Source organism: Morganella sp. HMSC11D09 (assembly GCF_001807955.1).
Classification (GTDB): domain Bacteria; phylum Pseudomonadota; class Gammaproteobacteria; order Enterobacterales; family Enterobacteriaceae; genus Morganella; species Morganella morganii.
Genome location: NZ_KV791714.1, coordinates 1 through 756, shown reverse-complemented (window position 1 = coordinate 756; position 756 = coordinate 1). Strand labels below are relative to the sequence as shown.

2 protein-coding genes are annotated in these 756 nt (G+C 52.1%); both read left to right on the top strand.

The window, feature by feature from the left end:
* Positions 1-286 (top strand): hypothetical protein (locus HMPREF3119_RS18310; protein WP_070580509.1); only part of this gene is annotated, 286 nt, incomplete at its 5' end.
* 59 nt (positions 287-345) lie between these two features.
* The coding region (locus tag HMPREF3119_RS18305) for a phage tail tube protein (protein ID WP_070580507.1) at positions 346-756 on the top strand (411 nt) is incomplete at its 3' end.

The following is a 756-nucleotide window of genomic DNA, read 5'->3' as shown; positions in this document are numbered from 1 at the left end:
GGTTTTTCCGTATGTGGCTCCGCAGGATGAACCCAAAATTCAGCCGCCGTGGTGTGTTTTTTCACTTTATGATACCGGCGGAGATGTGCTGTGCGGTCGTGCTGAGACAATGACCAATATCCAGATTGATGTGTATACAAAAACCATCGATGAAGCCCGCCGGATCCGGGAACTGTCTGTTGCTGCTGTTTCTCCGCTTTCACCGGCAGAGTTTACAGAAAAGCAGGGCTATGAAGCGGATACCTCGCTTTTCCGGGCCACGCTGGAGTGTCAGGTCTGGCAATGACGTAATCTTGAACAACAAGCTGCTGCGGCAGCTTTTTTTATGCTTACAGGAAAATAATCATGCCGAGCAAATATGAAAAAACGCAGGGCACGAAAATCAGTATTTCAAAGCTGCCTGCAACAGAAGTGAACCCCGCATCCGCAGAATTTCTGCCGCTGGCCTGTGCGGCCAAAGAGATCAGTTATACCGGCGGGCAGAAGTCGGATATTGATGTCACCACCCTGTGCTCAACGGAGCAGGAAATGACCAACGGGCTGGCCTCTCCGGGGGAAATCACGATCTCCGGTAACTGGTCACCGGATGAAGGGCAGGAAGTTCTGCGTACTGCCTATGACAATGACACGATCCATGCGTTCAAAGTGGAGTTTCCGTCAGGTAATGGTTATGCCTTCCTGGCAGAAGTCCGTCAGAACAGCTGGAGTGCGGCAACCAGCGGGCTGGTCACCGCGTCTTTCACGCTGCGCATGAAA